Origin of the sequence: Clostridium paraputrificum (assembly GCF_900447045.1) — a bacterium.
Lineage (GTDB): Bacteria > Bacillota > Clostridia > Clostridiales > Clostridiaceae > Clostridium > Clostridium paraputrificum.
This window is the reverse complement of the sequence record NZ_UAWH01000014.1, coordinates 62,210-88,019: the sequence shown is the minus strand read 5'-3', so window position 1 is coordinate 88,019 and position 25,810 is coordinate 62,210. Positions and strand designations below refer to the sequence as shown.

Here is a 25,810-nt window from a genome sequence, read left to right as displayed (position 1 = left end):
TTCATAGTTATACTTATCCATAGATATTAATTCCATTGTAACAAAAAATATCCTGAAAACCGAAGTTTTCAGAATATTTCATTAAATTTCTTTATATTTACCTATAATTTTCTCAGCAACCTTAATTCCGTCTACTGCAGCTGATATTATTCCTCCTGCAAAACCCGCTCCTTCTCCACAAGGATATAATCCTGATGTATTTATACTTTCTAAATTCTCATTTCTTGACATTCTTACAGGTGCTGATGTTCTAGTCTCTATACCTGTAAGTACTGCATCATTCATTCCATATCCTTTTATTCTAGTATCAAATTTAGTTATACCATCTTTTAGAGAATCAACCACATAATTAGGTAAACATTCTCTTAAATCCCTAAATTCAAATCCTGGTTTATATGATGGTGTCACACAGCCTAATTTTTTACTTACTTCATCCTTCATAAAGTCTCCAACTAGTTGAATCGGTGCCTTATAGCCACCGCCACCTAAATTATATGCTAAACTTTCATAATATCTTTGAAACTCCATACCTTTAAGCGGTGAATCTCCATAAAAATCGTCAGGTCCAACAGTTACAACTAATGCAGAGTTTGCATTTTCTAAATCTCTTGCATGATAACTCATTCCATTAGAAACTAATCTATTCTCCTCTGAAGCAGCTGCTACAACCACTCCTCCAGGACACATACAGAAAGAATATATTCCTCTTCCTGTTTTTTCACTTTGATAAGCTAACCTATAATCTGCTGCCTTTAATCTAGGATGACCAGCATACCTACCATACTGACTTTCATCAATCATATTTTGTGGATGTTCAATTCTTACACCTACTGCAAAAGCCTTAGGTTGCATAAAAACTCCTTCTCTAAATAACATTTCATATGTATCTCTTGAACTATGTCCTATTGCTAAAATCAATGCTTCACAAGGAATCTCTTCACCATTTACAATAATGCTCTTTAACTCTCCATCCTTGATATTTACCTTTTCTAACTTTGAGTTAAATTTAACTTTTCCACCTAACCTAATAATTTCTTTTCTTATATTTTTAACTACTCCCTTTAATAAGTCTGTGCCTACGTGTGGCTTCCCAGAATATATTATTTCATCTGGCGCTCCTGCTTTCACTAGTTCTTCTAAAACATATCCACATCTATTGTCTTTTATTCTAGTAGTAAGTTTACCATCTGAAAATGCTCCTGCTCCACCTTCTCCAAACTGTACATTTGATTCTAGATTTAGCTTACAATTCCCCATCCAAAATTCCTCTACAGTTTTTGTTCTAGAATCTACATCTTCTCCTCTTTCAATTACAATAGGATTATATCCGTATTGAGCTAGTCTTAATGCAGAAAATATACCGGCTGGTCCAAATCCAACTACTACAGGCCTATGTTCTAATACTACATTTCCCGATTCAACCTTAACTTCTTCTATGTTATCCTCAATTTTTATATCTTTATCTTTTAGTTTAGATACTATTCTCTTTTCTCCATTACAACTTATATCTATAGAATAATTAAATTTTATATTGTCTTTTTTACGAGCATCAACACTTTCTTTTAAAATTTTAAACTTGAAAATATCTGATTCATTTATTCTAAGTTTTTTAGCTACTTTTCCCTTTAAATTCTCCAATGGTTCTTCTATACTTAAGCTTATATTATTAACTCTAATTGTCATATTCTCACCTTTTCTTATTAGATATCTTTTATTTCCTACTATAACAAAAAAAAAGTGGCTACGCCACTTTTTTAATTGGAAGAATTAATAGTTTTTACTGCAATGTCGTTATAACTACCGTAACCTTTCCACTATTTGTTTTTATGGATACATCCTGTCTATCAATTCCTACTAAAGTTGCTTTCCACTCAATTTCATGATTTCCTTCAACTAATCCGCCAACACTTGCTTCAACTTTAATATTATCAGCTTTTATTGATAATAAAGCTTCTTTTGTCCCTTCTAATACCACCTTTACTGTGTTAGGTGTATACTCATGACTTGTATCAACTCCAATATAATCCACCTTAACATCAAAGCTTTTAGTTACTGGAATCTCATCCTTTATCTTCAAGTTAACAGTTACATACTGCTCATCTAAACTTACTGTTATTCCCTCCGGTATTGATAACTTCAAGTTTACATCTTTACTAGATACTATATCAGATAAATTTAACGGCTCTGTTTCTATATATTTAATATTTTCAACATCCTTAGGATTACCAATAATACTTACTTTACTCTTTGATAATGTTTCCTTCTCTATACTTAATCCATTTTTTAATGAACCTGTATATTTAACTTTTATAGGAACTTCCGTTCCTTTTCCCACCTGCATTTTTAACGTTCCTTTTGACCTATCTAAATTTACACCTTTTACCACAATTCCTTCACTATCTATAGGAATCAACTCATATTCACTTTCAAAGTCTTCTGATATATCTTTAGTCTCTCCAATTAAGGCTACTGATTCTACCTTTGAAACTGCACTTTCAGGACCATAAATCTTAACACTTTGTGGCGTAAATTCTACAGCTCTTTCTACGAAACCTTCTTTAAAAAATGTATCTACTTTAGATACAACATTAACATACTTTTCGGTATACTCTTCTACATTAATTTTTATTGATAATACTCCAGTATTCATTACATTTACATCTTGCGGATAATTAACCACTCTTACTGGAACATTATTTTCACCCTTCTTTAATACATAAGTTCCTAAGTCAGCTGTAACTTTAAAGTCAGCTACTTTGGCAGAATAAACCGCATTTGCAGGTCCCTCTACCCTTAAATTAACAGTAAAGTTTTGATTAGGGGATAATGCCAAATTAGATTCTCTTAGTACCTCTGAATTAATTATATCTACAGGTATATCTTTTATTTCTGAAGATTTATTAGGATTTTCTATGCTAGTTACATAAAGCCATAGACAAAAAGCTAATAAAACGCAAACTAATTGTACTACGCCTCTTTTTTCATTCCCTTTATCCATGTTTTCACCTTCTCTCCAGCACTTTTTACTCTTTTAGCATCTCTGTTTTCCATTATTTTCAAAAGTATAGTTTTTAATTTTTCCTTATCATAATTTCTAGTCAATCTACCATTAACAGCTAATGAAATAACTCCTGTTTCTTCAGATACTACTATAACTAATGCATCTGAATTCTCTGACAGCCCCATTGCGGCTCTATGTCTAGTTCCAAGCTTCTTATTTATGCTATTATTATTTGTTAACGGCAAAACACATCCTGAAGCATGAATTCTATTTCTTCTAATTATTGTTGCTCCATCATGCAATGGAGTATTTACAACAAATATATTTTCTAAAAGATTTGCACTAACCTGTGCATCTATAAGTGTTCCTGAGGATATAATCTCTCCTAGACCTGTTCCTTGCTCTATAGCTATTAATGCTCCAGTCTTAGTAGCTGCAAGATTCTCCACAGCTGTTACTATCTCATTTACTACTTCGTTTCTATACTCAATTGGCTGACCATAATGTATATCTTCAAATGTACTCCTACCTAAATGCTCTAATACCCTTCTAATTTCAGGTTGAAATATTATAATCATAGCTAAAACACCAATAGTAAGTGTTTTGTTTAATATAAAATTCAATGTATCCAACCTTAAAAATAGACTTATTGGAATAAGAGCAAATATGAATACAGTACCTTTTAATAATTGCTCTGCTCTTGTTTCCTTTATCAACATATATCCCTTATAAAAAATAAAAGATACAACTAGTATATCTAAAATAGACCAAATGGTAATATTTTTCACCGTATTAATTATTAATGTTCCTATTTCATTCATTGGTCTCACCCCTCTTCTTAATCACTATTTAAATTATACACTAATTTACCAATTCTTAATATAATCGAGATTACAAAATTATGATTTTTTTTAATTAATCATACTATTTTACATAAATAAATAATATAAATCTTATATAGAACATTTATATCCGTAAAAGGAGGGATAAAAAATATGAAACTAGATAAACTTAACATCAATAAAAAATATATTATTGCAATCATATGTATAATCTTACTCCCTATTGTTATTTTATGCGTAATTAAATTAACACCAAGTAATAGAAATATATCTCAATTAAATAACATAGGAAAAAAAATAGAATCTTGTAACAAAAAACTAAAAGATTGTTTAGATGATAATGGTATAAATTCTGATACCACAAAAGAGACATTAACTAATGAATTAATAGAATTATCAAATATCCAATCTACTTTAGATTCAGCTAATGTATTAGACCAAAATAAAGAATTAAAAACAAAATTATCTGAAACACTTGAATATAATATAAATCTATACCAATTAACATTATCAATTATAAAAAATCCTAATTCTACGGAAATATTACAAACATACAATGAATATACCCAAACATATGAATTACTTAAAAACAATTATGATACACTACATTTATTAGGACTAGATATAGAGTTTCCTTCAGAAGCAGATGAATTTTTTACAACATCCACTACATTTATCAATACCTTAATAAAGCTCAATAGAGAAAATGATATAAAAATAAGTCAAAAAAGTACTTATATACTAAATCTTGAAGAATGCATAGAAGTTCTAAATTCTATTAACGAAGATTTACGTCCTGCTCTAAATAAAATTAGAGAAGATGGTCGTTCTCTTGATAATCTACTTAAAGACGTAAAGGATAAGAGAAGTAAATTTAATGAATTAAAAAGCAAAACTTATTCATTTAGCATTCCTGAAAACGGAAATGAATGTTATCAAGTACTTCAAGACACATTAAACTACTATGAACTATATATAACTTCTCTTGAACATTCCATAGTAGTAGAAAAAACATCTAACGAAAAAGATAAGGATGATAATATAGATATAAACTATGAAAATAGTTTTGAAAAATATGAAGACTTTACTGATAGCTTAAAAGATTTAAAATCTGAGTTGGATAATTTTAATAATAAATAAGTATAAATAATCTTCTTTTGGCAATACTAACACTTGACTGGGTTAGAAAAAGGAGGTTATTTATGAAAAAATTTATGTGCCAATTTACTCTTTGCTTAGCTCTTCTCAGTTTGTTTTGCTCAGCAATCCCAGCTAAAGCAATAGTAATGGGTAACACTTCTAGTTATGACATTACACTAGAGGAAATTAATATAGTAAATAAATTAAATAATATAAATACAGAAGAAACAGTGGAAGTTTTTAATCATGGTCAGGAAAAGATATATATAACACAATGTGATATAGATCTAATGGCTAAACTCGTTTATGCAGAAAGTAGAGGGGAACCTTTCGAAGGAAAAGTAGCTGTAGCATCTGTTGTGCTAAATAGATTACTTAATCCAGGTTTCCCAAATAGTATTGAAGGTGTTATATTTCAAACTAATGCATTTTCTTGCGTTAGAAATAGAGATATTAAAGCTAATCCAGATCAAAGTTGTTATGATGCTGTCTATGAAGCTATTAATGGTACGGATCCAACAAATGAAGCGCTTTACTTCTATAATCCTGCCATAGCTACCTGCTCATGGATGAAACAAACACAAAAAAAAGATACCAAATCAATTGGTAATCACGTATTTTTCAAATGTTAAAAAGAGGGCTTTATACCCCTCTTTTTTTATTCAAAAATACCTTTTTTAATTACTGCTCTGTTTTCTATTAAAGGCTCTCCCTTTCCATACACATCAATAACTGTCAATTCATTTTTATCTACTAATACAAAATCCGCATCTTTTTTAGACTCTATTCTCCCTTTTAAATCTAACTTTAATACATCTGCAATATTAGATGTTATAACCTTAATTGCACTTTCTATAGGTACTTTATGCTCTTGTATTGCAATTTTTACCTCTTCATATAAACTAAAAACAGAACATATTCCCATACCACTTAAGTTTCCTTCACTATCAAATTTAGGTAAACTTCCATTTCCATCTGACGAAAATGTTATTCTATTTAAATCTGCCCCTAAATCATAGGCCATCTTTAATCCCTTACTTGCTCTTACTTCCCCTTCTTCCATATTATCCGGATCACAACTTGTAGTTAAATCTATGAATCCACCTTCTTTAACCAGTTTAATCCCTTCATTAAATAAATCTATATTTCTATTTATGTGAGTTGGTAATAATTGAGATACAGGGATTTCTGTATTTTCTTTTAACTTAAAAATCATATTCAACTTATCACTACCATCTCCAACATGTATATTCACTACTCCAGCTTTATTAGACAATAACCCCGCAACCCTTGATTGAGAAACAACTCTTGTAAACTCTTCAAAAGCTGGTTGAGAACTTCTATTATCTGATATGGCGACTTCACCAACACCAATATATTTATCAATTAACATTATATCTTCTTTAATGCTATTAGTAACTGTTTTTACAGGAATAGAATATGATCCAGTATAGCAATAGCTTGTTATTCCTTCTATTTCAAGAGCTCTAGCTTTTGCTAATAAAGCTCTTCCATCTCTACATACATCATCTGTGCCTAAACAACCTACTACTGTTGTAATACCCGCCTTGGTTAAATCTGTAAACTTAATTTCTGGTGTTCTCGATGAAAATCCATTTTCTCCTCCTCCACCTAGTATATGTACATGAGCATCTATAAATCCAGGAAACATCAATTTACCTTTTCCCTCAATTATCTTTATCTCTATAAAATCACTAGGTATATTTATTTCATCATATATTCCTTCAAACTTGTTTCCTACCACAACTACATTCTTCTTACCTAAATATTCAGGCGAATATACTTCTACATCCCTTATTACAGTTATCACAAAGACACATCCCTTCTAATTAAGCTCTAAGATATTCTGTATATTTTTATTATAATAAATAGATTTTGAGTAGCTCTTTTTCAACTTCTTCGCATAGTAAATACTTTTATTAATATCTTTTTCCTTATACATTAATGCTAATTCATACAATACTTCTTCAATATATTCTCCTTTAGAAAACAACTTCTCATATTCTTCATAAAACTTTATTGACTCATCAACATTATTTAATTTTGCTTCAATTACTGCATTAAAAAACAATATATGTGGATATAAATAATTTTCTCTTCCATATATGTAAGCTAAATTCATATCACTTTTTGCGCTCTCATATTTTTTATTATTATAAGATTCCATTCCTCTTTTGTATAAGTAATCAGCACTATTAGCTTCTAAGGCTTCTTTGCCCTTATAATAAAATACTTGTTCTTCTTTGCTTAGGTTCTCTAACCTTACTTTACTAATTATATTATGTAATTCTATATAATTTTTTTCATCTATGTATTTATCTATTTTACTAAAGTCTACAGAACTCTCTTCTTTATTATCTTCTTTTTTAGTATCTTCATTCATATTATTATCATTAAAATACTGCTTGTCTACATTTTCCTGCTGTTTTGCAGAAGATGCATATAAGCTGCTTATTAAAGGTATCGCAATAATTATTAATATAATTCCTATAAAAATTATAACTTTCTTCAAATCTAATAAATTATTGGCCACATTCACTTTTTCATTACTATATGACTCTATACTCTTTTTTATATTATTTGCCTCATTATTAAACCTATCTATTTCTAGAGCTTTTATTAAGTAATATGAACTTAAAACATACTCACATTTTTTTAAATAGCACTTTGCTAAAGAGAGATTTACATTTAATGAATTAAAATCACTTTCTCTACATTTCATAAAACTCTCTATAGCTTCATCTATTTCTAATCTAGCTAAATGTTTTTCTCCCTTATTAAATAATTTCACTCTATTATAATCAGCTTTGCTATCTTGAATATAATTTTTTGCAATTTTATCATCATTAAAATCCCAATTAATCTTCCAAGTAGCAACTGCCTCATCTAAATTTCCTTTTAAATATAGTAAAAGTCCTTTTAAATTCAACGCAGCAGAATTTCTTAAATTTAAACTTATTGCCTCTTCACACTGTAATAATGCTTTCTCAAGCTTTCCTTCTTCATAATATTTAATTGCCTTTGAATATAATTTATTGTTATTCTTTTGTTTCATTTAAATAATCCCCCAAAATATAATTCCTAATAAACCTGCTAATACTATTATAACTATAGGATGAATCTTTTTAGAGAATAAACATCCTCCTACAATCAAAGTAACTATAATAGATTTCACATCTACATATGCATCTTTAGCTAATGATATAAATGCATTTATTATTAACGCAATAAGAACAGGCCTCATTCCCAAAAGTGCTGCCTTTAAATATTTAGATTCTTTAAACTTATCTATAGCCTTAGATGCAATAGATACAAGTATAAAGGAAATCACCGTTATTCCTAATGTAGCCAAAATACTTCCTACTACTCCACCAACTTTATATCCTACAAAAGTTGCTGAATTAACTGACACTGGTCCTGGTGTCATTTGAGATATCCCTATTATATCTACAAATTCACTGCTGCTTAACCACTGATGTTTTTCAATAATTTCTCTTTGCATAAATGGTATCATTGCATAGCCACCACCAAAGCTAAACAAACCTATCTTAAAGAATGTGAATAATAATTTTAATAGGATATCCATCATCCCACCTTCTCTCTAAGAAATACCATACCATAAATAGCTGAACAAATAATAACTATAACAGGATGAATATCAAATACTACTAATGCAATTAAAGCTATAATTCCAACTATTAAATTAGATATATTTTTATTTACACCTTTTAATAAGCTTACTACACCAGCTAAAACTAACATAGGTACTGCAGCTGTAATCCCACTAAATATTAAATTTACATAGTAATTATCTCTAAATTGCATAAATACTGTAGCTACAAATAATATTATCATAAAAGACGGTAACGTTACTCCTAATATTGCAATTATACCTCCTATCACACCTCCTAATTTATATCCTATAAATGTTGAGCAATTGATAGCCAAAGCTCCCGGAAAGCTCTGAGATATAACTAACATATCCATAAATTCTTCTTTTTCTATCCACTTATTTTTATTAACAACTTCTTCTTCAATAAGCGGAATCATAGCATATCCACCACCAAATGTAAATGCTCCAATTTTAAAAAAAGAAAAGAACATTTTTAATAACTTTTCCATATTGCTATATAATCTCCTTATTTTTCAACTTATATTCTATCATATAAATATTGTGTGCTTATAATAGATTTTATATTTATATTTTATAAAATAAAAGGTGTTGCTATTCGACAACACCTTTATTCTAAAACTTAATATTCCTATAACCTTCTTTTTCATATATGTAATATAAATCCAAAACATTTTCTATTTTATCAACTGTAGGATAACTTTGCAAAAAAAAAAACACTCGCCATATGCGAGTGTTTTTATATTATTCTTGATCTAATATTATCTTTTTAGCATTTAAAATTGATGTAGCACTCATTGAGAACTCATCTAATCCATATTCTACCAATGTTGGAATAGCAGCTTCATCTCCTGCCATTTCTCCACACATTCCTACCCACTTACCATGCTTATGTGCACCATCGATAGTCATCTTTATTAATCTTAATACTGCTGGATGCATTGGGTTGTATAGGTATGATACCTTTTCACTCATTCTGTCAGCAGCTAATGTGTATTGTATTAAGTCATTTGTTCCTATTGAGAAGAAATCAACATGCTTAGCTAATTCGTCAGCATATACTGCTGCAGCTGGGATTTCAACCATGATACCCCATTGGATTGAATCTGAATATTCTTTTCCTTCTGCTCTTAATTCAGCTTTACATTCTTCAACAACAGCCTTAGCATTTTGGAATTCTTCTAATCCAGAAATCATTGGGAACATTACGCATAAGTTTCCGTAAACAGAAGCTCTTAATAATGCTCTTAATTGAACCTTGAATATTTCTTTTCTATCTAAGCAAAGTCTTATTGCTCTATATCCTAAGAATGGGTTCATTTCTTCTGGTAATGGTAAGTATGGTAAAGTTTTATCTCCACCGATATCTAATGTTCTGATAACAACTTGCTTACCTTCCATTTTTTCAAGAACGAACTTGTAACTTTCATATTGTTCTTCTTCAGTTGGAGCATTGTCTCTATCCATATATAAGAATTCTGTTCTGAATAGACCAACACCATCTCCACCATTAGCAATAACGCCAAGTACATCCTCTGGTTGACCTATGTTACCACAAACTTCTACTCTCTTTCCTGATTTAGTAGTAGTCTTAACATCTATTAACTTCTTTAATTCTTCTTGTTCTTCTTTGAACTTTTCTTTCTTAGCTTCATATTCAGCTATTACATCTTCTGATGGATTTATTATTACATCACCTGTAATACCATCTACTATTATCTTATCTCCAGTTTTAACAGCTGAAGTAATATCTCCTAATCCTAAAACTGCTGGAATTTCTAATGTTCTTGCCATAATAGCAGCATGAGAAGTTCTTCCACCTATGTTTGTAATAAAACCTACAACTTTACTTCTATCTAATTGAGCAGTGTCTGATGGAGTTAAATCATGAGCAACTACTACAGTATTAGCTTCAGTTATAGCAAATGCATCTGCACTCTTACCAGCTAAGTTAGCAATTATTCTCTTAGATACATCTTTAATATCAGCAGCTCTTTCTCTCATATATGCATCTTCCATTGATTCAAAGATTGATACAAACATATTAGTAACATTGTCTACAGCTTTCATAGCATTTATACTATTTGACTCAATCTCCATAGCCATAGCCCCTGTAAATTCTGGGTCATCTAATAATGTTATATGAGCCTCAAATACAGCAGCCTTTTCTTCTCCCATTTCTGCAGCAGCTTTTTCTTTAATCTTTTCTAATTGAGCTCTTGAAGCATCTAAAGATTTTTGTAAAGCTTCTTTTTCAACAGCTACATCTGTAACTTTTTGATCTGTTATAACTATTTCTTCATGTTCTTGTAAAAATACAGTTCCTATTGCATAACCTTTTGAAGCAGCAATACCTTTTTTCATAATTAATGATCCTCCTCAAACTATATATTCCACTAATTTAACCATCTCACAACTCTTATTTAAATATATTAATACCCTATAGTAAACCTTTTACATTATAAATGCAACTATTATTTATTATAACATATTTTCAAAACATGTTAACACCTATTATTTAATTTCTTTCTTTTTTAACATTTCGCATAAAAACTTTTAATATAATTAAATTTTACCCTAATACAATCTTTATAAGTCATCTATCAGGGTGGCAGCTTTTGCATATGCTGTAGATTTTGCTTCAAAAAAGTCTGTTTTAACCGAATTAGCATCTGCTAATACATCTACCCACAATGCAGGATTTTCATCATACCCATCATATATTTTAGGTAATCCTATAGCGCTTAATCTTAAATTTCCTAAATACTTAATATAATCTTCTATCAACTTTTTGTTTATTCCTTGTATGTTATCACCTATTACATAATGTCCCCAAGCGATCTCATTTTTAACACCTTTCTTCATCATATCTACTAGTTCTTTTTTTAAATCATCATTAAATAACCCTGGTTCTTCTTTCTGAAGTTCTTTAATTATATTTCTAAATAGCCACAAATGAGTATTCTCATCTCTATTTATATATCTAATTTCCTGTGCAGATCCAGGCATCTTACCATTTCTCTCTAAATTATAAAAGAACATAAATCCAGAGTAGAAGTATATACCCTCTAATATATAATTAGCCATAATTGTCTTCACTAAATTATACTTGTTAGGCTCTCTTAAAAAGTTATTATATAATTCCCCTATAAATTTATTTCTTTCTAATAATATTTTATCATCTTTCCATTGATATAATATTTCATTTCTCTTCTCAGGAGAGCATATTGTATCTAACATGTAGCTATAACTTTGTGAATGAACAGCTTCTTGAAATGCTTGAATTGTCAAACATAGATTAACTTCGCTTGCTGTAATATAGTTTGATATATTACTTAAATTTGCAGTTTGAATTGAATCTAAAAATATTAAAAATGATAATATTTTATCGTATGCACTTCTCTCTGCCTCATTCAATTTAAAATAATCCTTTAAATCTTGTGATAAGTTAATTTCTTCTGGTATCCAAAAGTTATTCATAGCCTGCCTATACCAATCACTAACCCATCCATACTTCATATTATTAAAATCATTTAAGTTAGTAGTATTTCCGTTAATCATTCTTTTTTTACTAACTTCAATATCTCCAAACTCATTAAATAATGGTTTTCTATTTATTTTCATAACATTCACCCTCTAAAATTTTTATGCAGAACAACTTTCACAATCTCCTACTGTCAAAGATTTACTTCTAACATAATAAATTGATTTAACTCCACATTTATTAGCTTCAATATAAAGATTCATTATACCTCTCATTGTATAATTTGTTGTTATATATAAATTAAATGATTGCCCTTGGTCAATATGTCTTTGTCTTATTCCATTTATTTTAACGCACCATTCTTGATCTATATTATAAGCAGAATTATAATACCAATAATTATCATCACATAACTGTGGTGCAGTTTTCGGCACTATACTTCCTTTCTTTTCTTCTAAGAAAAATCTAGACATTATGGGATCAACACCTTCACTTGTACCAGCGATTGTAGCTGTAGAACCATTTGGGGCCACTGCCATAATATATCCATTTCTTATCCCATACTTATTAATATCTTTTTTTAAGGAATTCCATTCATCAGAATCATATCTTCTTAAGTCAAAATAATCTCCACTTTGCCAATCTGAGCCTTGAAATTCTGAATATCTTCCCTTTTCTTTAGCTATCTCCATACTTGCCTTAATTGCATAATAATTTATTTTCTCATATACCTTATCAGCAAAATCTAAATGTTCATCTGATGTCCAATGGATTCTATTATTTACAAGCATATGATGATATCCACTTGTTCCCAATCCTATAGCTCTATACTTTTTATTAGTAATATCAGCAAAAGGTACAGAATAATAATTCAAATCTATAACATTGTCCATTGCTCTAATTTGAGTTTCTACTACATAATCTAGTTCCTTATCATTAAGTACATCTACATTTCCTAGAACTATAGAAGATAAATTGCACACTACAAAATCTCCTGACTTAGTTCTTTCTACAACAATTTTATCTCCATTTTCGTCAACTATCTCTGATTTCCTTATTTCCATAGGACTCATATTTTGCATTATTTCTGTGCATAAATTAGATGAATATATCATTCCCTTATGCTTGTTAGGATTCATCCTATTTACAGTATCTCTATAAAATGCAAATGGTGTTCCTGTTTCTGCCGCACTCTTAATTATTAACCTTACTATATCTTTTACAGACATTACTCTCTTTTCTATTCTGCAATCATTAACACAATCATAATATCTTTCTTCCCACTCTTCTCCATAAAAATCCTCTAATGAATATCCTTTTACAGTTCTTATTTCATGTGGGCACATCATATACCAATTAGCATCAATATCAGTTTCTGCTAATCTCCAAAATAATTCTGGATAACATAGTCCTGGGAAAATATCATGTGCTTTTTTTCTATCATCACCATTATTTGTTCTTAATTGAAGAAATTCAGGCAAATCCTTATGCCATGCATCTAACCAAATAGCTACTGAACCATTTCTAACTCCTAGCTGGTCTACTGCTATAGCTGTATCATTAAATAGTTTTATCCAAGGTATTATTCCTCCTGATGCTCCTTTAAAGCCTCTTATAGCAGATCCTAATGCTCTTACCTTACCTATATATATGCCCATGCCACCACCAAATTTTGATACCTCTGCAAAATTATCAAGAGATTTATATATACCCTTCAAGCTATCATCAACAGTATCAATAAAACATGAACTTAATTGATAGAAAGGTTTTCTTGCATTTGACATAGTTGGAGTTGCCATAGTTGCTTTTAATGAACTTAATACATCATAAAATCTTATAGCCCAATTTACTCTATTCTCTTTCTCTTCAGGAATAGCTAAGTGCATAGCAATTCCCATAAACATTTGTTGTGGTAATTCAACAACCTCTCTATCATAGTTATGAACAAGATATCTCTTACTTAACAAGCTTATCCCACTATATGTAAATAAAAAATCTCTTTCAGGCTTTATCACATTCTCTAATTCTTTAACTTCCTCTTCTGTATAATTTTCCAATATATATTTCCCGTATAAACCTTCCTCAGTTAACTCCTCAATAAATTTATACAAGCCCGAATATAATCCAGATTCGCTATTTATTCCTCTTATTTTCTTAACTTCATCATAAAGCTTAAGAGTATATAATCTAGCCGAAACATATTGCCACTTTGGTTCCATCTCCGTAGTTAACTCTAATGATACTTGAATGATACATTCCATAAGCTGTTTATCATTCATCTTAGGTGTTATAATATGCTCTAAAGCTTCTTTTAACCTATCTAGGGTATATATTCCCTCGTTATCTTTAATTGCTAAAAGCCCTTCTCTACATAACTTCTCTATCTTTTCCAACTCGACCCCTCCACTATATATAGTATTCTTTTTAATCATTTCCTAATTACAGTACAATATATAGTACATTATAATTTTTATAAATAAGTATGTAAAATTCTATATACTCCTTTTCTGGTCAAAAATTATATCTTTTTATCATTTTACTCCATATTACTTCACTTACCTGTAATGATTATTAATAAATAAATCCTATTACTCCAAGAACAAAAAAATAGATCTAGGCTTATCCTAGATCTACTTCATTCTCTTTATTTAAAGGTAAATATATAAATATTTTAAACATATCTCCCTCTCTTGTTATATATACTTTCCCATCATGTAATTCAATTATACTTTTAGTTATAGCCAATCCTAGTCCTGACCCCTCTATTCTAGAATTTCTAGAAGAATCTCCCCTTGCAAATCTCTCAAATATCTCCTTATTATCAAAGTTCATTTCATAATTAGATATATTCTTAAAAGAAAGAACAATGTATCCATCCTTTTCTCTAATATCTACATATACTCTAGTCCCCTCTAATGAATACTTCATAGCATTTATTATGATATTCTCTATTGCTCGTGAAATCAACTTTCCATCAAGGTCAATATATACCTCTTCTCTATAGCTATCAACCTTAAATTCTATATTTTTGCTTTCATATATATAATAATATTCTCCTATTGTTTGATGAATAAGGGAAACTACATCAATATTATCCTTAAACAATTCCATCTTTCCACTATTAATCTTAGACATCTCAAACAAATCATCAATTAAAACCTTCAACTTCTTAGCTTTCTTTTCAACAATAGCTAGATAATCTTCCTTCTCATCTTTAGTTATATCTTGTCTTAAAATATTTACATAATTTATTATAGATGTCAATGGTGTTCTTAAATCATGGGATACATTAGAAATAAGTTCTGTTTTTAACTTTTCATTTTTCAATGCATCTTCTACCGCAATGCTATATCCTTCTTTTATTTTACTTATATTATTAAGTAATTCTCTAACCTCTGGACTACATTGATCTTTAATTTCATATTTTATATTTCCATCTTCGGATTTTTTAATAGCTTCATTCACCTTAATTATCTCAATAGATTTCTTTAATGAATAAGTTATTCCTATCAAAGGTAATAACATTATAAAGAAACTCCCCTTAAATGGATACATAGAAAAAAACTTAGCTAATATATTATTCTCATACCCACCATTTACTGCTAATAAGTATAAATATACTATAAAAAATAGTGATAGGCTGCTGAAAGTTATCATTAAAGTCCTTCTAGTTTCCTTATAAGCAACTCCATACTTAAGTACAAATATTACGCTTTTTACAAAATTCCCTCTTAATTCAACTTTACCTCTACTTCTTATAAATACAAATATTATTTTTATAAACATGAATATAGCAATAAAAATAATTATGAAGTTTAAAATAGCAATCTTTAAATTATTAATGTTTGTATATCTATTTATATCCGAATAATAATACTCCTGAAAGTTTGATAATATACTACTATTATATACTAAGTTCTCTTCGGAAATATTCTCGTTATCACTTATCTTAAGCATTTCACGTCCTTTATACTTACTATATAAATAATCCTGTATATCCTGCTCTGTTAATCCATTGCTTACACTTAACGTCTCACTAAAATCATTGGTTATAATAGAATTATCTCTCTTGTCTCGTATAATGAAATATAGCTTACTATCACTTGAATCTATATCACTACCCTCATAGGAGTTGTTAATAAAGTATGCTTTTAAAACATCTTCTCTATTTTTGTCATTATAATATAATTCTTCTAATCCAAATGTATTATTATAGATATACTTTTGAAGTCCTTTTACTTCATCTAAAAATGTCTGCTTATAAAATCCCTTAGGATTTATAGTTGCTTGCATAGCTGATAAATTCTTCGAAGAATATCTAGTAAATACGTCTTTATATACCTCAACTCCAAAAAATATACAAGTAAGTGCTACTATTAATATTTCAATCATCCATATATGATTGAAATAGCTCTTAATTTTCTTTTTCAATTTTGTAGCCAATACCCCACACCACCTTAATATACTCTGGCTCCTTTGTATTTAATTCTATTTTCTCTCTTATTCTTCTTATATGAACAGTGACTGTATTCTCACTTTTATAAAACGGCTCTTCCCAAACCTTTTCATATATTTCTTTTATTGAAAAAACTCGACCTAAATTTGAAGCCAATAAAAGCAATATTTTATACTCTGTTGCTGTAGCTTTTATCTCTTCTCCTCTTACAGTTATTTTTTTAAGCAAAGTATCTATTTCTAAGTCCTTTACCTTTATAACTGAACTTTCTTCTATACTCAAAGGTTTTTCATATCTTCTTAATTGAGACTTAACCCTCGCTACTAACTCTAAATTGTTAAATGGCTTTGTTATGTAATCATCAGCACCTACATTTAATCCTAAAATTTTATCAGAATCTTCTCCTTTTGCTGATAACATTATTATAGGAATATTCTTGCTTTCCCTAATTTTTAAGCATGTCTTTATTCCATCTAATTTAGGCATCATTATATCTAATATAATTAAATGTATTTGCTTACCCTCTAATATATCTAAAGCCTCTAAACCATCTTCAGCCTTTATTACATTTAACTTTTCTCCTCTAAGATATATTTCAATGGCATCCCTAATTTCTTTTTCATCGTCTACAACCAAAACATTATACACACCAATTGCCCCCTTAAACTTATATATTTAAATTATATCCTATTCTTATTAAATCATATCTTTACTAATCCTTTATTAAGTTTTTATTACTTTCCTTCTTCTATAGTATATTCATTATTTTCAAAGTAAAAAGTATTACTTTGCTTATTATCTATCTTAAATTTTGCTATAACAATTATAGCAATAATTATTAGTATAATAAGTAAAATCTTTTTATTTTCCTTACTTCCTGGCAAATTTATTCTACTCATAACTATCACCTCTATTCATAATTTTACTATAATTTTAACAGTAAAGTGTTTTATTTCTCTTTTTCTTTATATATAATGGACAGGGAGTATAAATCAAATGATTAATTTTTTAATTTAGGGGTTTTTTTATGGAAATTATAAAAAATAACAAAAGCTTTATTTTAGATGTAATTATTATTTTTATTGGTTGCTTTATAGCATCTTTAGGTATTAACTTGTTTTTGAGTCATGCTCAATTATTAAGTGGTGGTGCTACAGGTATTGCACTTATTTTAGAATACATGTGGAATATCTCCTCTGGTATTACTCTTTTTATTTTAAATATCCCACTTTTTATATTAAGTTATAAAAAATTAAGTAAAGATTTTACCATTTATTCTGCCGTAGGTATGGTTTCATTATCAACGTCACTAATCATTACTAAGCAATTTTCTTCATATATAAAAGTAAATGATATGCTTCTTTACTGTATTTACGGAGGGATTTTATGCGGAATAGGTTACGGACTTGTTTTTTTGCGTAATGGCTCTGCTGGTGGTACAGATATAATAACCATGCTAATTAGAAAAAAATATTCTAATTTTAATATAGGAGCAGTTAACTTTGCTATAAATTTAATAATAGTAACTATAGGAGCTATAATATTTGGTATTCCTAGAGCTTTATATACATTAATATCAATGTTTATTCAAGGTCTTGTATTGGACCAAGTTATAAGAGGTTTCTCAAGTAAAAAGTTAATGATGATACTAACTGAAAAAGAAGAAGAAATTATTAAATATATAATAGCTGATATGCATAGAGGAGTCACTACTCTTCCTGCAAGAGGAGAGTTTACAGATCAAGACAAGAGAATGTTATACTGTCTAGTTACCTCTAGGCAGATGATTACTTTAAAAAACAGAATATTATCATGCGACCCCAAAGCTTTTATTAGTATCTTAGACGTTTCTGAAGTTAAAGGGCGTGGATTCCAAAACCTATAATAAAAAGCCAGATATTTTATCTGGCTTTTTTGCTATCTAAATATTTCTTTTGTCCAATTTCATATAAATTGTTTCCTTCAGTATCTACTATAACAACCAATGGCATATCTTTAACTTCAATTTTTCTAATAGCTTCTGCACCTAAATCGTTATATGCTATTATTTCTGAACTAATAATACTCTTACCTATTAATGCTCCTGCTCCTCCAATAGCACCAAAGTAAATCCCCTTATTTCTTATAATTGCATTTATTACCTCTTCACTTCTTGAACCTTTTCCTATCATTCCTTTAAGACCTAAATCTAAAAGTATTGGAGCATATGGATCCATTCTATAACTAGTAGTTGGCCCTGCTGAACCAATAACTTCCCCAGGCTTTGCTGGAGTAGGTCCAACATAATAAATTATTTCATCTTTGATATTGAAAGGCAACTCCTCTCCCATATCTACTAATTCTATTAATCTTTTATGGGCTGCATCCCTTGCAGTATAAATTGTACCTGATAATAATATAGTATCTCCAGCCTTTAAGCTTTTTGCTTTTTCTTCAGTTAATGGTGTTTTTAAATTTATTTCCATAATTACCTCCTATAATATTATCTCTTTATGCCTTGTAGCATGACAATTTATATTTACTGCAACAGGTAATCCTGCTATGTGGGTAGGGTAAGTTTCTATATTCAATCCAATGGCTGTTGTTCTTCCACCAAAACCTTGTGGTCCTATACCTAACTTATTAACTTTTTCTAAAAGTTCAATTTCAAGATCTTTATAAAATTCATTTTTATTTCTTTCATTTATTGGTCTAATTAATGCCTTCTTAGCCAAATATGCAGCCTTATCAAAAGTACCACCAATTCCAACTCCAATAACCATAGGGGGACATGGGTTAGGTCCAGCTTGCTTAACTGTATCTAAAATAAACTTTTTAACACCTTCTAAACCGTCAGCTGGTTTTAACATTGCTATTTTACTCATGTTTTCAGAGCCAAACCCTTTAGGTGCCAAAGTAATTTTGACCTTATCCCCTTTTACTAGATTATAGTATATTACAGCTGGAGTATTATCTTTAGTATTTATTCTATCTATAGGGTCTTTCACTACTGACTTCCTTAAAAATCCCTCATCATATCCTTTTCTTACCCCTTCATTAATTGCATCTTCAAGTAATCCCCCAACAAAATGAACATCTTGTCCAACTTCTATAAAAATACAAGCCATTCCAGTATCTTGGCATATTGGGACATTCTCATTAGCAGCTATATCTGCATTTAATAAAATTTTATCTAATACATCCTCAGCTATCATGAATGGTTCCTCTTCTTTAAATTTATTTAAAGCATCTTTTATATCATCACTTATATAATAATTTGCATCAATACATAATTGTTTAACTACATTTTCTATTTCTCTTACATTTATCTCTCTCATAAACTTCACCTCTACCTCTAATATAATTTACATCCATATTATACTAATAGTTCATTTACTTTTCAATTACTTGCAAAATTCGTAATAAAAAAGAAGGTGCATACAAACACCTTCTTTCTTCTACATATTTCCCCGGAAATTTATTTTATTTCATCAAAATATTTATTTATTCCAATTGTTATTCCCTCTACAATTTGATTTTGATGGCTTTCGCTTTTTAACCTTTGTTCTTCTTCATTATTTGATAAAAAACCACATTCTACTATTAAACAAGCACCATCATATTTATCTCTTAATATCTTATATTGTTCTTTTGCGGCCTTTTCTAATCTCTTGTTATTATCTTTTACTACTTCTTTTAAGGAACCTTGTACATACTTTGCTAATTTCATACTTTTTTCGTTACTTGCATACCATACTTGAGCTCCAAAACATTTTTCACTATTAAACTTATTTTGATGTATTGAAATGAAAATATCACATTTAGTTTCTATCTTCATTTTACATCTAGCCTCTAAATCTTTTACCTTTTTAGGAGATAATTCTTTATCTTCCTCCCTAGTCATGTATACCTTATATCCTTCTTTTTCAAGTTTTTCTTTTAATCTTTTACTAATTTGAAGATTTATATCTTTTTCAATAGTTCCATTTCTTGATTGTGCACCACCATCAATGCCACCGTGACCAGCATCTATAAGTACAATGCCTTTTGATACTTCTTCTGCCATAACAGGTACTTTTATCATTAATAATGCTATAAACACTGCCACTATTATTCGTCTTACTTTCATAGTGCATCCTCCATTCAAACTTATTATCACAAAGTTATTATGTGATTAATTTGTCCATTTATTCAAAGAAAAAATCCCCCATAAATTATGGGGGATTAAACTATGCTGAATAATTTTCAATAACACTCTCTGCTATATTTGTTGAATGGTCTCCAATTCTTTCAAAATTACTTATTAAATCTAAGAATATGGCACCTGCATATGCATTACATTTTCCATCATATAGTCTCTTAATATGTTTATCTCTAAATTTCTTTTGCGAAGAATTTATTCTTGATTCTATAGCTCTTATACTTCTAGCTTTTTCCACATCTCTATTAGCATAACTTTCTATAGAAATCTCTAACGCATTTACTGTATAATTATATATCTCATATAGCTCTTCCATTGCATCTGAACTATATGATAAATCTCTATTAATTCTTTGAGAGGCTAAATCTGCTACATTTTCAGCATGATCTCCAATTCTCTCTATATCGTTTATTACATGGAAAGTAGATGCAACAATATCTTTCTCTCTATCTGACATTTCACATTTAGCAAGCTTTACTAAGTATGTAGTTATTGATTCTTCTAAGATATTAATTATCTTCTCATTCTCATATACCTTTTCAACTAACTTTTCATCTTGATTAGAGAATGCATCCATAGATAATTCTAAATTCTTTTTAGCCTTATTAGCCATTCTTATAGTTTCTTTTATAACTTGCCCTGCTGCTATTACAGGTGTTTCTAATAATCTATCATCTATATATTTAGGTCCAGCCTTTTCTTCCTCGTCTTCACCAGGAATGATTTTATTAACTATTACAATTAAGTATTTGCTAAATGGAAGTAATAACATTGTATTTACAATATTAAATACTGTATGTGCATTAGCTATTTGTCTGCTAACATCTGGGCTCATCTTAGTTACTGCTACTCCTAGCAATCCTAAGAATGGTAAGAATATTATTGTTCCCACTATATTAAATATCAAGTGTATTGCTGCAGCCTTATGCGCAGTTTTATTTGCACCAATACTCGCAATGATAGCAGTAATACATGTTCCTATATTACATCCAAATATTATTGGTAAGGCAACCTGTATGTTAATAGCACCAGCTGTAGCCAATGCAACTAATATACCTGTAGTGGCAGATGAACTTTGTAATATTGCTGTTATAGTAGCACCTGCAATTACTCCTATAAGCCAGTTATCTCCTATAGTTACTATTAACTGCTCAAATACTGGTGAACTAGTTAAAGGTTTCATTGCACCACTCATTATTCCCATTCCAGTAAATAAGATACCAAAACCTAATACTATATTACCAATATCTTTTCTTTTTTTACCTCTTGCAAACATAACCATTATTGTTCCTAAAAATACAAATAACGGCGCTATTTGATCTAGTTTAAATGATACAAGCTGAGCAGTTATTGTTGTCCCTATATTGGCACCCATAATTATACCTGTAGCTTGTGTTAAATTCATTAAACCTGCATTAACAAATCCAACAACCATTACTGTTGTTGCACTACTACTTTGAATTACAGCAGTAACAATAGCACCAACAAGAACAGCCTTTATTGGGTTGCTAGTTACTTTTTCAAGAATCTTTTTTAATCCATCCCCAGCTGCATTTTCTAGACCATCTCCCATTAACTTCATACCATAAATAAATAGTCCAAGACCACCCATTAACTTCATAATTATCATTATTGTTGATTCCAAGGTTCTTCTCCTCCAACTCTTCTAGCATTACATAACCTAGTTTACTTTATTTTTTACCTTTTGTTAATATAATATAAATACTTTTAACATGAATTTAATAAACCTTTTTTTACCATATTTCTCAATAAAAAAGAGATGTAAAGCCTCTCTTTTGAATATTCCATACTATGTCTTTGAGAATTTGAGTTTATGTAATTTCAATGACTTGTATATACTCTGTTAGTTATATGTCACTTATAGTAATGTTCTGAACTGTGAGCAAAATGCCTTTTTATTATTGTTCTTTTTAAATATTTCTTCTAATTTTCTTTTTCCAGTATCACGCACTTCTGGAGTATACCTAATTTGATGGACACATAGAAACTACTTATAATATATATTAAGAAGGATGTATTTATTTAATGAATACTAAAGAAAGATTTACTAAACAATTCAAGGAATATTTTACATTTATGTTATATAATTAAAATGTGAACTTCTATTATAAGGAGAATATAGCATGAGTATCATTTTTTGGCTTCTATTAATTATTTTATGTCAATTATACCTTTTAATTGATAGTATAAAAGAAAAAAGGATTAATTATTTCCATGTTTTTCACTTGATTTTTTATATTTTCATATTAATTTATTATTTGTATAATAACAATGAAATTCCTTACAAGTTACAACCATTTATAGCTGTTGACATGGTTATTATGAACATATATTCCACAATTAAAAGTTCTTCTGTCAAAAAAAGCTAAGGATTAAGTCCTTAGCTTTTTTAATACTTATTAATTTAAATATAAATAAACCCCACAAACATTTGGTTTGTGGGGTTTTGAAAAACTCTTGTATTATCTCTTTGAGAATTGTGGAGCTCTTCTTGCTTTCTTAAGACCGTATTTCTTTCTTTCCTTCATTCTTGGATCTCTTGTTAAGAATCCAGCCTTCTTTAATTCTGGCTTTAAAGCTTCATCAGCTTTAACTAAAGCTCTTGTAATTCCGTGTCTGATAGCTCCAGCTTGACCTGTAAATCCTCCACCATGAACATTTACTAAAACGTCAAATTTATCCTTAGTTCCTGTTAAAACTAATGGTTGGTTAACTATTACTCTCAATGTTTCTAAACCAAAGTAATTTTCGATATCTCTTTTATTAACAACAACCTTACCACTTCCTGGTACAAGTCTTACTCTTGCAACTGATTTCTTTCTTCTTCCAGTACCCATGTATTGAACTTTTGCCATTTCTATTCCTCCTCCCGAGCTTGTATTAGTACTTTAATTCAAGCACTTCTGGTTTTTGAGCTGAATGATTGTGTTCAGCGCCTCTATATACTTTTAACTTAGTTAGCATCTTTCTTCCTAAAACACCACTTGGAAGCATTCTTCTAACTGCTTCTTCAAAAGCGAATTCAGGTTTCTTATCTAGTACTTCTCTATATGGAGTTTCCTTTAATCCGCCTGGATATAGGCTGTGCTTTCTCATTAATTTTTGATCTAACTTCTTACCAGTTAAAACAACCTTTTCTGCATTAATAACGATAACGAAATCTCCGCAGTCAACATTTGGAGTAAATGTTGGCTTATTCTTTCCTCTTAATATTGAAGCAACTTGGCTTGCTACTCTTCCTAGTGGCTTTCCAGCTGCATCTACAACATACCATTTTCTTTCAACTTCTTGTGCTTTCGCAATGTATGATTTCATCTCTTTCCCTCCCTGAACTTACATTTTAGCTTCACTCTTTAAAGTTACCGCATTTATGTCAAGACCCGGGGCTAGTGGATCTTATATACATAAATATTCTAACAAACAATATTATTATAATACACGCTTACGGGCGTGTCAACATTATTTATATCTTTTTTTATTAATAAAAAACTTTTTCTAATACTAATCCATTAGGTGGTACGCAAGGTCCTGCCTTACTTCTATCTCCGTTTCTTATTATACTTTCTATATCTTCTGGTTTTATTTTTCCTTTTCCAACTTCAATTAAGGTACCTACTATAATTCTTACCATATTATAAAGAAATCCATCTGCACTAATAAATATCTTTAGAACATCACCCTTTAACTCTAGTTCTAATCCACTTATTGTTCTTACTGAAGTCTTTACAGAACTTCCATTAGTTTTAAAAGCCTTAAAGTCATGCTTACCTAAAAAATATTTTGCAGCATCTTTCATTAGATTATAATTTAATTCATCTCTAACTTGATATACATAACTTCTTCCTAAGCATACTTTTTCATATCTATTTACTAATGTATAACAGTAAGTTTTACCTTTACTATCATATCTTGAATGAAAGTTCTTATCAACTTCTTCAGATTTAATTATTCCTATATCATCTGGTAATTTAGTATTAATAGCTTCTCTAAATTTATCAGCTGGAATTTTACTATTAGTAATGAAGTTTGCAACCATACCTTTAGCATGAACCCCAGCATCAGTTCTAGAACTTCCTATTAATTCAACCTCTTCACCTGTAAGTAACTTAATTGCTTCTTCAATGCACTGTTGAATGGTTCTGTTATTCTTTTGCTTCTGCCATCCCCCATAGCTTGTTCCATCATATTCTATAGTTAACTTTATATTTCTCATAGATTTCTACACCCTACAAAACAAATCTTATTATAAAGCTTCCAATAAATAAAACAGAAAAAATTCCAAAAGCTATAATATCTACAGAACCAAACTGCAATTCTTTCATTCTAGTTCTCCCAGCACCACCTCTATAGCATCTAGCTTCCATTGCCATAGCTAATTCATCAGCTCTTCTAAAAGAACTTATAAATAAAGGAACTAATAAAGGTATTAAACTCTTAGCTTTTTCAATAATGTTTCCTGTCTCAAAATCTGCACCTCTTGCTTTTTGAGCCTTCATTATTTTGTCTGTCTCTTCTGTTAATGTAGGAATAAATCTCAAAGCAATAGTCATCATCATTGCTAGTTCATGTGCTATTTCTTTTCCAATAGGTCTTAATAACCTTTCTATTCCATCTGTTAATTCTATAGGAGATGTTGTAAGAGTTAGCAATGAAGTTCCAGTAATTAAAAATACCAACCTCAAGGCCATAAATGCAGCTGTTCTCAATCCTTCTAAATATATCTTAATAAGCCCCAACTCAAATACTAATGTATCAGCAGTACCTTTTATCATAAATATATTTAATGCAGCAGTTAATATTATTAAAAATAAAATCGGCTTTAATCCTTTAAAAATAAATTTAACTGGAATTTTAGCATTTGCTATTATAGCTCCTAAGAAGGAAATTACTAAAATATATCCAACAAACTTATTTATTATAAATAAAGAAGCAATGAATAATATAGCTATTATTATTTTTGTTCTCGGATCTAATTTGTGTGTAAATGATTCACCAGGTATATACTGTCCAATAGTTATATCCTTTAACATAATT

Annotated in this window: 24 protein-coding genes; 3 read left to right on the top strand and 21 right to left on the bottom strand. The window is 29.5% G+C overall.

Annotated elements, in window-relative coordinates:
* Window positions 1–81: 81 nt before the first annotated feature.
* The 3 genes from DR024_RS05490 to cdaA form a co-directional block, all read right to left on the bottom strand.
* Window positions 82–1,683: an NAD(P)/FAD-dependent oxidoreductase gene (locus DR024_RS05490; RefSeq protein ID WP_027098881.1), complete on the bottom strand. Its 1,602-nt coding sequence runs from the start codon at window positions 1,681–1,683 to the stop codon at window positions 82–84.
* Between the two features lie 94 nt (window positions 1,684–1,777).
* The gene (locus tag DR024_RS05485) at window positions 1,778–2,998 is read right to left on the bottom strand and encodes a CdaR family protein (protein ID WP_027098880.1); all 1,221 of its coding nucleotides are present in this window, start codon (window positions 2,996–2,998) and stop codon (window positions 1,778–1,780) included.
* Window positions 2,968–3,822, bottom strand: coding sequence for a diadenylate cyclase CdaA (cdaA, locus tag DR024_RS05480; RefSeq protein ID WP_027098879.1), 855 nt, complete (start codon window positions 3,820–3,822; stop codon window positions 2,968–2,970). The genes DR024_RS05485 and cdaA overlap by 31 nt, the downstream gene beginning before the upstream one ends.
* Window positions 3,823–3,996: 174 nt before the next feature.
* Between cdaA and DR024_RS05475 the strand changes: the two genes are divergently transcribed.
* Window positions 3,997–4,983, top strand: a complete 987-nt coding sequence (locus tag DR024_RS05475) for a hypothetical protein (protein ID WP_027098878.1) — start codon at window positions 3,997–3,999, stop codon at window positions 4,981–4,983.
* 62 nt (window positions 4,984–5,045) lie between these two features.
* Window positions 5,046–5,615 carry a cell wall hydrolase gene (locus tag DR024_RS05470; RefSeq protein ID WP_055185073.1) on the top strand — a complete coding sequence of 190 codons (570 nt, stop codon included), beginning with the start codon at window positions 5,046–5,048 and terminating at the stop codon, window positions 5,613–5,615.
* Between the two features lie 26 nt (window positions 5,616–5,641).
* Here the strand turns inward: DR024_RS05470 and iadA are convergent, their stop codons facing one another.
* The 10 genes from iadA to DR024_RS17650 form a co-directional block, all read right to left on the bottom strand.
* A complete protein-coding gene (iadA, locus tag DR024_RS05465) occupies window positions 5,642–6,814 on the bottom strand; it encodes a beta-aspartyl-peptidase (protein WP_027098876.1) in 1,173 nt (390 codons plus the stop codon).
* Window positions 6,815–6,829: 15 nt separating this feature from the next.
* Window positions 6,830–8,059, bottom strand: a complete 1,230-nt coding sequence (locus DR024_RS05460; protein WP_055185075.1) for a tetratricopeptide repeat protein — start codon at window positions 8,057–8,059, stop codon at window positions 6,830–6,832.
* A complete protein-coding gene (locus DR024_RS05455) occupies window positions 8,060–8,590 on the bottom strand; it encodes a chromate transporter (protein WP_055185078.1) in 531 nt (176 codons plus the stop codon).
* Window positions 8,590–9,126, bottom strand: a complete 537-nt coding sequence (locus DR024_RS05450; RefSeq protein WP_027098873.1) for a chromate transporter — start codon at window positions 9,124–9,126, stop codon at window positions 8,590–8,592. Before DR024_RS05450 ends, DR024_RS05455 begins: the two co-directional genes overlap by 1 nt.
* Before the next feature lie 253 nt (window positions 9,127–9,379).
* Window positions 9,380–10,999: a phosphoenolpyruvate--protein phosphotransferase gene (gene ptsP, locus DR024_RS05445; protein ID WP_055185080.1), complete on the bottom strand. Its 1,620-nt coding sequence runs from the start codon at window positions 10,997–10,999 to the stop codon at window positions 9,380–9,382.
* A gap of 225 nt (window positions 11,000–11,224) precedes the next feature.
* A complete protein-coding gene (locus DR024_RS05440; protein WP_027098871.1) occupies window positions 11,225–12,259 on the bottom strand; it encodes a ribonucleotide-diphosphate reductase subunit beta in 1,035 nt (344 codons plus the stop codon).
* A gap of 21 nt (window positions 12,260–12,280) precedes the next feature.
* Complete coding sequence (locus DR024_RS05435) at window positions 12,281–14,503, bottom strand: ribonucleoside-diphosphate reductase subunit alpha (RefSeq protein WP_027098870.1); 2,223 nt, start codon at window positions 14,501–14,503, stop codon at window positions 12,281–12,283.
* Window positions 14,504–14,738: 235 nt separating this feature from the next.
* Window positions 14,739–16,562 carry a sensor histidine kinase gene (locus tag DR024_RS05430; protein WP_034866644.1) on the bottom strand — a complete coding sequence of 608 codons (1,824 nt, stop codon included), beginning with the start codon at window positions 16,560–16,562 and terminating at the stop codon, window positions 14,739–14,741.
* Complete coding sequence (locus DR024_RS05425; RefSeq protein ID WP_027098868.1) at window positions 16,534–17,223, bottom strand: response regulator transcription factor; 690 nt, start codon at window positions 17,221–17,223, stop codon at window positions 16,534–16,536. The genes DR024_RS05430 and DR024_RS05425 overlap by 29 nt, the downstream gene beginning before the upstream one ends.
* Before the next feature lie 86 nt (window positions 17,224–17,309).
* The gene (locus tag DR024_RS17650; protein ID WP_155849308.1) at window positions 17,310–17,474 is read right to left on the bottom strand and encodes a hypothetical protein; all 165 of its coding nucleotides are present in this window, start codon (window positions 17,472–17,474) and stop codon (window positions 17,310–17,312) included.
* Between the two features lie 128 nt (window positions 17,475–17,602).
* Here DR024_RS17650 and DR024_RS05420 point away from each other — a divergent pair, with 128 nt between their 5' ends.
* The gene (locus DR024_RS05420) at window positions 17,603–18,460 is read left to right on the top strand and encodes a YitT family protein (RefSeq protein WP_027098867.1); all 858 of its coding nucleotides are present in this window, start codon (window positions 17,603–17,605) and stop codon (window positions 18,458–18,460) included.
* 16 nt (window positions 18,461–18,476) lie between these two features.
* On the opposite strand, the gene DR024_RS05415 is transcribed toward DR024_RS05420, so the two are convergent.
* From DR024_RS05415 to DR024_RS05380, 8 genes are all read right to left on the bottom strand, one after another.
* Window positions 18,477–19,040 (bottom strand): Fe-S-containing hydro-lyase, encoded by a 564-nt coding sequence (locus DR024_RS05415; RefSeq protein WP_027098866.1) that lies wholly within the window; start codon window positions 19,038–19,040, stop codon window positions 18,477–18,479.
* Window positions 19,041–19,049: 9 nt separating this feature from the next.
* Window positions 19,050–19,892 (bottom strand): fumarate hydratase, encoded by an 843-nt coding sequence (locus tag DR024_RS05410; RefSeq protein WP_027098865.1) that lies wholly within the window; start codon window positions 19,890–19,892, stop codon window positions 19,050–19,052.
* A 140-nt stretch (window positions 19,893–20,032) separates the two neighbouring features.
* The gene (locus DR024_RS05405) at window positions 20,033–20,683 is read right to left on the bottom strand and encodes an N-acetylmuramoyl-L-alanine amidase (RefSeq protein WP_027098864.1); all 651 of its coding nucleotides are present in this window, start codon (window positions 20,681–20,683) and stop codon (window positions 20,033–20,035) included.
* Between the two features lie 100 nt (window positions 20,684–20,783).
* A complete protein-coding gene (locus DR024_RS05400; protein ID WP_172458941.1) occupies window positions 20,784–22,385 on the bottom strand; it encodes a Na/Pi cotransporter family protein in 1,602 nt (533 codons plus the stop codon).
* An 853-nt stretch (window positions 22,386–23,238) separates the two neighbouring features.
* Window positions 23,239–23,631: a 30S ribosomal protein S9 gene (gene rpsI, locus DR024_RS05395; protein ID WP_049179275.1), complete on the bottom strand. Its 393-nt coding sequence runs from the start codon at window positions 23,629–23,631 to the stop codon at window positions 23,239–23,241.
* A gap of 25 nt (window positions 23,632–23,656) precedes the next feature.
* Window positions 23,657–24,091, bottom strand: coding sequence for a 50S ribosomal protein L13 (gene rplM, locus DR024_RS05390; RefSeq protein WP_027098819.1), 435 nt, complete (start codon window positions 24,089–24,091; stop codon window positions 23,657–23,659).
* A 163-nt stretch (window positions 24,092–24,254) separates the two neighbouring features.
* A complete protein-coding gene (gene truA / locus DR024_RS05385; protein ID WP_027098818.1) occupies window positions 24,255–24,989 on the bottom strand; it encodes a tRNA pseudouridine(38-40) synthase TruA in 735 nt (244 codons plus the stop codon).
* 13 nt (window positions 24,990–25,002) lie between these two features.
* Window positions 25,003–25,806: an energy-coupling factor transporter transmembrane component T family protein gene (locus DR024_RS05380; RefSeq protein WP_111918292.1), complete on the bottom strand. Its 804-nt coding sequence runs from the start codon at window positions 25,804–25,806 to the stop codon at window positions 25,003–25,005.
* Between the last annotated feature and the right edge of the window lie 4 nt (window positions 25,807–25,810).